The sequence below is a fragment of the Methylocucumis oryzae genome, from assembly GCF_000963695.1.
Classification (GTDB): Bacteria; Pseudomonadota; Gammaproteobacteria; order Methylococcales; family Methylomonadaceae; genus Methylovulum; species Methylovulum oryzae.
In genome coordinates this window covers 1-8,619 of the sequence record NZ_LAJX01000068.1, presented here as the reverse complement: position 1 = coordinate 8,619, position 8,619 = coordinate 1, and the positions used below count along the sequence as shown (strand labels likewise).

General features: G+C 45.6%; 6 protein-coding genes and 2 pseudogenes. All 8 read left to right on the top strand.

Annotation, left to right across the window (positions count from 1 at the left end; translation table 11 throughout):
* The first annotated feature begins 50 nt into the window (after nt 1-50).
* Nucleotides 51-185 (top strand): hypothetical protein, encoded by a 135-nt coding sequence (locus VZ94_RS30400; protein ID WP_275575167.1) that lies wholly within the window; start codon nt 51-53, stop codon nt 183-185.
* Entirely contained in the window at nt 178-1,212 is a 1,035-nt protein-coding gene (locus VZ94_RS07525) for a hypothetical protein (RefSeq protein ID WP_131655497.1), read from the top strand. Before VZ94_RS30400 ends, VZ94_RS07525 begins: the two co-directional genes overlap by 8 nt.
* A 4-nt stretch (nt 1,213-1,216) precedes the next feature.
* Entirely contained in the window at nt 1,217-2,452 is a 1,236-nt protein-coding gene (locus tag VZ94_RS07520; RefSeq protein ID WP_052700300.1) for an AAA family ATPase, read from the top strand.
* Complete coding sequence (locus tag VZ94_RS07515; protein ID WP_045778762.1) at nt 2,421-2,708, top strand: hypothetical protein; 288 nt, start codon at nt 2,421-2,423, stop codon at nt 2,706-2,708. The genes VZ94_RS07520 and VZ94_RS07515 overlap by 32 nt, the downstream gene beginning before the upstream one ends.
* Before the next feature lie 28 nt (nt 2,709-2,736).
* On the top strand, nt 2,737-4,191 hold the full coding sequence (locus tag VZ94_RS07510) for a tetratricopeptide repeat protein (protein WP_045778761.1): 1,455 nt from the start codon (nt 2,737-2,739) through the stop codon (nt 4,189-4,191).
* A 197-nt stretch (nt 4,192-4,388) separates the two neighbouring features.
* Nucleotides 4,389-7,068 (top strand): annotated as a pseudogene (gene aceE, locus VZ94_RS07505) (pyruvate dehydrogenase (acetyl-transferring), homodimeric type).
* Between the two features lie 12 nt (nt 7,069-7,080).
* Complete coding sequence (aceF, locus tag VZ94_RS07500; RefSeq protein WP_045778760.1) at nt 7,081-8,400, top strand: dihydrolipoyllysine-residue acetyltransferase; 1,320 nt, start codon at nt 7,081-7,083, stop codon at nt 8,398-8,400.
* A 12-nt stretch (nt 8,401-8,412) separates the two neighbouring features.
* A pseudogene (locus VZ94_RS24300) lies at nt 8,413-8,619 on the top strand (FAD-dependent oxidoreductase); the annotation flags it as partial.

Below are 8,619 nucleotides of genomic sequence, written 5' to 3'. Positions count from 1 at the left end.
AAATTATATTGTGATAATCTAAAGGAGTGTATTCACTTTAGGAGTATAAAATGTCTTTAGATTACGATACCGCCTCTTATGGGCGTCATAACGAAACCGCTTATATTTTTAGTCGCTTTAACGCGGGCAAAAATCTGCTAATGCCGGGGCCACGGCGTTTAGGTAAGACGTTTTGTTTTGAATAGACTGGTGGAGCGTGGCCCGGCTAATGATTATAGTGTTGTTAGTTTTGATGTCTCTCATTGTCGTAACGAAAAGGAGTTCTTCACTAAGCTCTGCCAAGCGATTGAAAACAAGCGAGGTCAAGGCGATAACTTGCTGACGGGTCTTAAACAGCGTATAGAACAGTTAATAAAGGGAAATACAAACCCATCAGGTACTTGGTATCAAAATGCACTAAATATTGATTGGGAAACTTTTGCTGAACATCTCATTACAGTTCTTGCGCAAGATTCGTCTAAATGGGCGATATTGATTGATGAATTACCCGTATTTTTCTTGCACTTAGAATCTCAACCTAATGGATTGGCGCAAGTTAAAAGCCTTGCCTATCGTTTGCGCGAATTCCGTGAGCGCTTTCCGGCGTTGCGCTGGTTAATTACCGGTTCTATCGGTATTGAGCCTTTAGCTAGACGTGGCGAGTACCTGGGCGCGTTTAACAATTTAGAGCCGTTTGCATTACAGCCATTAGCACCTGAAGTAGCACAAGATTTCTTACACGATTATGCACAAGGTGGACACGTTCAACATCGCCAACATATCAGCGACTACGAGGCGCAAGCCTTAATAGCCGCTTCGGGTTGGCTTTCTGTTTATTATTTGGAAGCCTTTGCAAGAGAGCTGCAAGGCGAACCTGCCCAAGATGCCGAAACAGCGCAGCAGCGCATTGACGATGCCCGTAAACGGTTACTAGCGCCTACTAATCGAGTTTATTTCGAGAGCTGGCCTGAGCATATCCGCAAGAACTTTACCCAACCTACGCAAAGCCTCTTATTTACAGTGCTTGAGCAGCTCGCTGATACCGAGTTTGGCTTATCGCTCGATGGTTTATTGCCGCTACTTCGCAATGACACGCTACAGAAAAAAGACCTGCAACGTTTACTAAACACATTGGAAGAAGATGGTTTCACTGTCTATGACATCGACAGAGAACATCACCGTTTTCGTATGGAACTGTTGCGTTTATGGTGGCAACGCTATTTACCGGAATAAGACCATGACTGAAATCGATGTCATTGCCTTATACGGACCTGGCAATCTAAAGCCGCAAGACTTGGTAGCTGGTTTCGTGGCGCGTGAAACCAGTTTGAACTATTTTATTAACGAGTTACGCCAACAAATCAACGTTAATGCCAGCCCGCGCCATCATTTAATCATCGGTCAACGCGGCATGGGTAAAACGACGCTATTACATAGGCTTGCCATTGCAATCGGTGAGCACGAAGAGCTTAACTCCACTTTTTTCGCGCTGACTTTTCGTGAAGAGCAGTACAACGTAATCAACTTACATGTGTTTTGGCGTAATGCTATTGAAGCCATGTTGGACTGGTTAGAAGCAGGCGGCTATGAACAACACGCTAAGACACTAGAGCAACAACTCAATCAAGTGGAAACGGCGTATGAACACGAACGAAATGGCGAAGCAGGTGGCAATAGTGCATGGCGAATATTTAAATCTGCCTGCGAGCAACTGGGTAAGCGTCCGGTGTTATTTTTGGATAATCTGGACTTAATTCTAGCTGCGTTAAAAAAGCACGATTGGGGTTTGCGTGACATCTTGCAGCAAACCGGCGGGCCATTGGTGATTAGCGCTGCCGCTGCGTATCCTAAGAGCCTGAGTGATAAAAAAGCGGCATTTTTTGATTTTTTCCGTATAACCACGTTAGCGCGCTTAGAGCATCACGAGGTCAGGGCTTGTTTACACCGCTTGGCTGAAAAGCGCGGCGCTGGCGGTGCCAAGGTCATTGACATACTACAACGTGACCCAGGTCGGATTACGGCATTGACTGAAATGACTGGCGGTAACCCACGTACCTTAGCGGTGTTGTATTTACTGTTGGAAAATCAAGCCGGAGCAGATGCGTTTGCTGATTTGGAAAAATTATTAGATCGTATGACACCGTTGTATAAAGCGAGGACTGAGGAAATACCGCCACAAACGCGTGCCGTATTTGATGCGGTAGCGCTAGAATGGAATCCTATTATCGCGAATAAAATCGCCAAAGTATCGGGCATGGAGGTTACGGTCGTTAATGCGCAGTTAAAACGCCTAGAAAACGAAGGTTTTATTGAAAAAGTTCCCGTCAGCGGTAGCGGGCGTTCGGGTTATCAAATGGTTGAACGCTTTTTCAATATCTGGTATTTGATGCGTCACGGTAACCGTCGTTTAAAACAAAAAGTGTGTTGGTTGACGGCGTTTTTTGCGCGGTTTTTATTCCAACCAAGACCGTGAAGACTTAGCGCGTGGTTTTTTGCGTAGCGGCAATCATAAAGGTCGGGCGGATTTAATGCTGGCACTATCGGAAAGCGTAGACGATTCCATGTATCGTCAAGCACTAAGCTTAACGGCAGGACAGGATTTGCTACAGCAATCAGCAACCCGCAAGCGCCTGGAAAGCTTAGTCGATTTGCGTGATATTGCTCCGGATTTAGCCGATATGGCGGAGTTAAAACACAACGTTTTTAGCTTTAACCTGTGTTTGGCCTGATGGCTTAAATGCAGAGGGTGTTTGGGATTTGTTAGGTGGGTCTTTAGAACTGCATCCTGCGGAAAAACAAGCCCTTATCGAGCAATTACCCGCAATGAATGCCGAGCAGATTAACGAGTTAGTAGCAACGTTACAGCGTGAAATCAAAGCCTTATGCCAAGATTTAGGCATTGATTCGACCGTATTAATGCCTTATCGAGCGGCTGTTGCTGAGGGTTGTATTCGTCACCGTTACGATATTTCAGGTGCAGGGGCTGCAGGCTTGGCTAAGAATTGCGCTGAAATAGCGGCAGTGGGTTGTTTATTAGCATTGGATGGAAAACGTTTTGTTGAAGCGGTTAGCATTAAAGGCGTTCGTCAGCGTTTTGCTGAAATGACCAATCCGTTATGGCAGCGCATAGATTCAGAACTCGCTACTTTGGGATCGAGCTCGGCTTGGGATTTGTCTCAGTTTGCTATATGGTTGGAGAATCACAAGGATTATACTGGTGCCGAAGTTGTATTCCGACGAGCTATGGAACTTGAACCCAAGAACGCTACTTCGTGGAATAACTTAGGTAACGTGTTGCAAGATTTAGGGCGCTACGACGAAGCTGAAGCGGTTTACAGACAGGCTATTGCGTTTGATGCTAAGTTTGGTTATGCATGGTACAACTTGGGCATTTTGTTACAAGACAACTTAGGTCGCTACGACGAAGCCGAGGCTGCTTATCGTCAGGCTATTGCTCTTGAGCCTAAAGATGCTAATTCCTGGAATAACTTGGGTTTGTTGTTACAAGACCATTTAGGACGCTATGACGAAGCCGAAGCAGCTTATCGTCAGGCTATTGCTGTTGATGCCAAGTTACCTTATCCCTGGTACAACTTGGGTTTGTTATTACAAGATTATTTATGTTGTTATCAAGAAGCCGAACAAGCTTATTTCCAAGCACTGAAGCTGTTTGAAGCGAAAAATCAATGTTATGCCCACGGTTCATTAGCCATGTTGTATTGGTTTGGGCTAAATAATCCTAGTACCGCTAAACAACATGCTGAACTTGGTCGGCAAGTCAGCGAAGCCTATATCGGCAACTTATTGGATGCTGCCGAATATTTAGCGCAAGACCAACCAGGTCCAGCATTTAACGCTATAGATACAGCCTTAGCCGATGCTGACGATAATTTGTGGCATAGACACTTAGACTGGTTACAACGAGTATTGCGTTTTGCAATTAAGCAAGGCTATGGAGAAAAGTTTTTAGAGTTTATGCAAGCTCAAGGTTACCCTGAGCGTTACGCGCCATTGTATTGGGCATTTTGGGCGGCGTTGGCGGGTGAGGATAAGTTGTTAAACGTCAATCCTGAAGTGCGGCGTACCGCTGAGAAAAATTTATCGGGGTTTAGTGATGAAACCTATAGCATCGTGATTCATTCCAAAATTGCTAACAGAATGTTTTTATGGTGGGCGGTTGTTGCATCCGCCCACTTTGACATACCGATTTGACGAAAACCGATGTTATGGTGCAAGGCATTTGTATATACTATGTGCTTAATGCACAGACAAGCTCGATTTATAGCCACATATCTACTTTACCTCCCCACACGTTTTACAAGTAAGCTTACATGGTCTTAACCACATACAACACCGCTTTTGTACTCAAAAAAAATCACCGCCTTGGATTACAGCCAACAGGACACGCAATGAAGAATAGTCAAGTTTCAGAAATTACTGGGCAAACCGATATTGACCCGTCCGAAACACAGGAATGGGTAGAAGCGTTACAAGCCGTACTTGAACAAGACGGCAGCGACAGAGCGCATTTTTTAATCGAACAATTAGTGGCCGTTGCCAGACAAGCCGGTTTTGATATTCCGTTTAGCGCGAATACTGCGTATTTGAATACCATACCGGTAGAGCGGCAAGCGCAGTTTCCAGGCGATGCAACGATAGAGCAACGCATTCGCTCTTATGTACGCTGGAACGCAATGATGATGGTGTTACGCGCTAATAAACACACCAACGTAGGTGGGCATATTGCAAGTTTTGCGTCGGCAGCAACGCTCTATGATGTGGGTTATAACCATTTTTGGCGGGCACCTACCGAACAGCAAGGCGCGGATTTGATTTATTATCAAGGCCATTTAACACCAGGCGATTATGCGCGGGCGTTTTTATTAGGTCGTTTTACCGAGGAACATTTGAATAATTTCCGCCAAGAAGTGCATGGTAACGGCTTGTCATCGTATCCACATCCGTGGTTAATGCCGGATTTTTGGCAGTTTCCTACCGTATCGATGGGCTTAGGGCCGATTATGGCGATATATCAAGCCCGGTTTATGCGCTATTTACAAGATCGTGGTTTTGTCGATACGTCGAATCGTAAAGTGTGGAGTTTTGTCGGCGATGGTGAAACCGATGAGCCAGAATCGCTAGGCGCGATTGGTATGGCTGGGCGGGAAAAATTAGATAATTTAATTTTTGTCGTCAATTGTAATTTACAGCGCTTAGACGGCCCGGTACGCGGTAACGGTAAAATTATTCAAGAATTGGAAAGCGAGTTTAGAGGGGCTGGCTGGAATGTTATTAAAGTCGTCTGGGGCGCGCGTTGGGATGTGTTGTTAGCTCGTGATAAACACGGATTATTAGCTGCCAGGATGATGGAATGCGTAGACGGCGATTATCAAACTTTTAAAGCTAAAGATGGCGCGTATGTCAGAGAGCATTTCTTTAACACGCCTGAATTAAAAGCGATGGTGGCTGATTGGTCGGACAGGGATATTTGGGAATTAAACCGTGGTGGGCACGACCCGGCTAAGGTGTATGCTGCCTTTCATGCTGCGGTGAATCATAAGGGCCAACCGACGGTGATTTTAGCTAAAACCATTAAAGGGTATGGCATGGGTGAATCAGGCCAGGCACAAAATATCACCCATCAACAAAAGAAAATGAGCGCAATCTCATTGACGCATTTCCGTGACCGTTATGAGTTACCGGTGACCGATGAGGAGTTGCATGATTTTCCGTATTTAAAATTCCCTGAAGGCTCTAAAGAATTAGAGTATATGCGTAAGCGCCGTGCTGAACTGGGTGGGGATTTACCGGCTAGACGCAGTAAATCTTATCCATTAGACGTGCCAGTATTAAGCGACTTTAAACCGTTATTGGAAGCCAGTGGTGAGGGTAGGGAAATTTCGACCACGATGGCGTTTTGTACGTTTAATCAATATCTTGGCCAAAGATAAAAACATTGGTAAACGCATTGTGCCTATCGTGCCTGATGAATCCAGAACCTTTGGTATGGAAGGCATGTTTAGGCAGCTAGGTATTTGGTCGCAAGTCGGGCAGTTGTACACACCGCAAGATGCTAAAGAGCTGATGTTCTACAAAGAAGATAAGCACGGTCAAATCTTGCAAGAAGGTATTAACGAGGCCGGTGGTTTATGCGATTGGATTGCAGCGGGTACGTCGTATTCTACCCATAACGTACCTATGATTCCGTTCTTTATCTATTACTCAATGTTCGGTTTCCAGCGGGTAGGCGACTTGATTTGGGCGGCGGCCGATCAGCGCACACGTGGTTTCTTAATTGGCGGTACAGCAGGACGCACGACGTTAAACGGTGAAGGCTTGCAGCATGAAGATGGTCATAGCCATTTAATATCGGCGACGGTACCAAATTGCGTGTCGTATGATCCGACTTATTCGTATGAATTAGCCGTGATTATTCAAGACGGCTTGCGGCGCATGTATGTCGAGCAAGAAGATATTTTCTATTACATCACCGTGATGAACGAAAATTATACCCATCCAGCCATACCAGTTGGTGCGGAACAAGCTATCTTGCGTGGCATGTATAGCTTTAAATCGGCTGACCCGGCGCATAAAGTTAAAGTACAGTTATTAGGTTCAGGTTCTATTTTCCGCGAAGTTGAAGCCGCAGCGGAATTACTGGCGCAAGATTGGGGTATTGGTGCCGATTTATGGAGTTGCCCAAGCTTTACCGAATTAGCGCGTGACGGTCAGTTCTGTGAGCGCTGGAATCGCTTACATCCGACTGAACCGGCTAAAGTGCCGCATTTACGTGCGTGTTTAGCCCAGGCACAAGGGCCAGTTATTGCCGCAACCGATTATAACCGCGCGTTTGCCGAGCAAATCCGTAATTGGATTGCTGCGCCTTATACGGTGTTAGGTACGGATGGTTTTGGTCGTTCTGATACGCGAGAAAATCTGCGTCGTTTCTTTGAGGTTGATCGTTACCATGTTGCGATTGCAGCGCTAAAAAGCTTAGCGGATTTAGGGCAATTTGATGCCGCTAAAGTTGACGTTGCTATTGCTAAATACGGTATTAATCCTGACATCAAAGCACCATGGTTAACCTAACGAGATAGCATTATGACGAGTTTGACTGAAATAAAAGTACCTGATGTCGGTAACGTGCCATCTATTGATGTCGTTGAAGTATTAATTAAGCCCGGTGATGTAATTGCGTTAGACCAAACCATAGCGGCTTTGGAAACGGATAAAGCCAGCATGGAATTACCTGCCAGCGCGGCGGGCACTGTACAGCAAGTGTTTGTTAAACCCGGTGATAAAGTCAGTGAAGGTACGTTAATCGCAACGGTCTTAGCTGAAGATGCTGTGGTTACAGAAACTAAGGCGGTTGTTGAACCGGTTGCTGCGCCTACACCTGCTGCTGCACCAGCAGTGGCACCTGTGCAAACACCGGCTCCAGTGGTTTCTAGTGTTGCTGAACCGGCTAAAGCCCAGTCTGCGCCAGTGGCTGCAACTCATATCAACACTGGCAAGCCTAAGCCTCATGCATCGCCTTCAGTGCGCTTGTTTGCACGCGAGTTAGGTGTTGATATGAATTTAGTGTCCGAAGGTTCAGGTCGTAAGGGCAGGATTCTTAAGGAAGACGTTAAGCGTTATGTCAAAAAAGCCATGACTGAAGGCTTGCCAGGTGCAAGCGGCGGTGCTGGCATCCCTGCGATTCCTGCTGTGGATTTCTCGGCGTTTGGTGAAATTGAAACACAAAAGTTAAGTAAAATTAAGCGCTTAACTGGACAAAATATGTCCCGTGTTTGGTTGAATTTGCCTATGGTGACTTACCATGACGAAGCCGACATTACCGATATGGAAGCGTTTAGAACGCAATTGAATAGCGAAAAAGGCAAAGATGAGATAAAAATAACTGGGTTATTATTTATTATCAAAGCCTTAGTTGCAACATTACAGCAGTTTCCAAGCTTTAATGCGTCGCTATCATCGGATGGTGAAAATCTCATCTTAAAAAAATATTGTCATATCGGTATTGCCGTTGATACGCCGAATGGCTTAGTGGTACCGGTGATTCGTAATGCTAACCAAAAAAGCATTGCTGAATTAGCCGCAGAACTTGCCGAGAAAAGTGCTAAGGCCAGACAAGGTAAGCTCATGCCAAGCGACATGCAAGGTGGTTGTATGACCATTTCCAGTTTAGGGGGTATTGGGGGGACAGCGTTTACACCTATTGTTAATGCACCAGAAGTGGCAATTTTGGGTGTGACGCGCGCGAAAATGCAGCCGGTGTGGAATGGTAGTGAGTTCGTACCTCGCTTAATGTTGCCATTGGATTTGACTTACGACCATAGAGTGATTGATGGTGCCGAGGGTGCTCGCTTTATGGCAACACTAAAACTTTATTTAAGCGATTTGCGCCGTTTATTACTTTAAGAGGGAGTAGCAATGACTGAGAGTGTACAAGCAGAAGTATTAATATTAGGCGGTGGCCAGGTGGTTACACAGCGGCGTTTAGAGCAGCGGATTTAGGTAAGCAAGTCGTTTTAGTTGAGCGCGAACCTGTATTGGGTGGCGTGTGTTTAAAAAACGTCGGCTGTATTCCGTCAAAAGCGTTATTGCATACTGCGTTAGTGATACATGAAGCCGAACAAA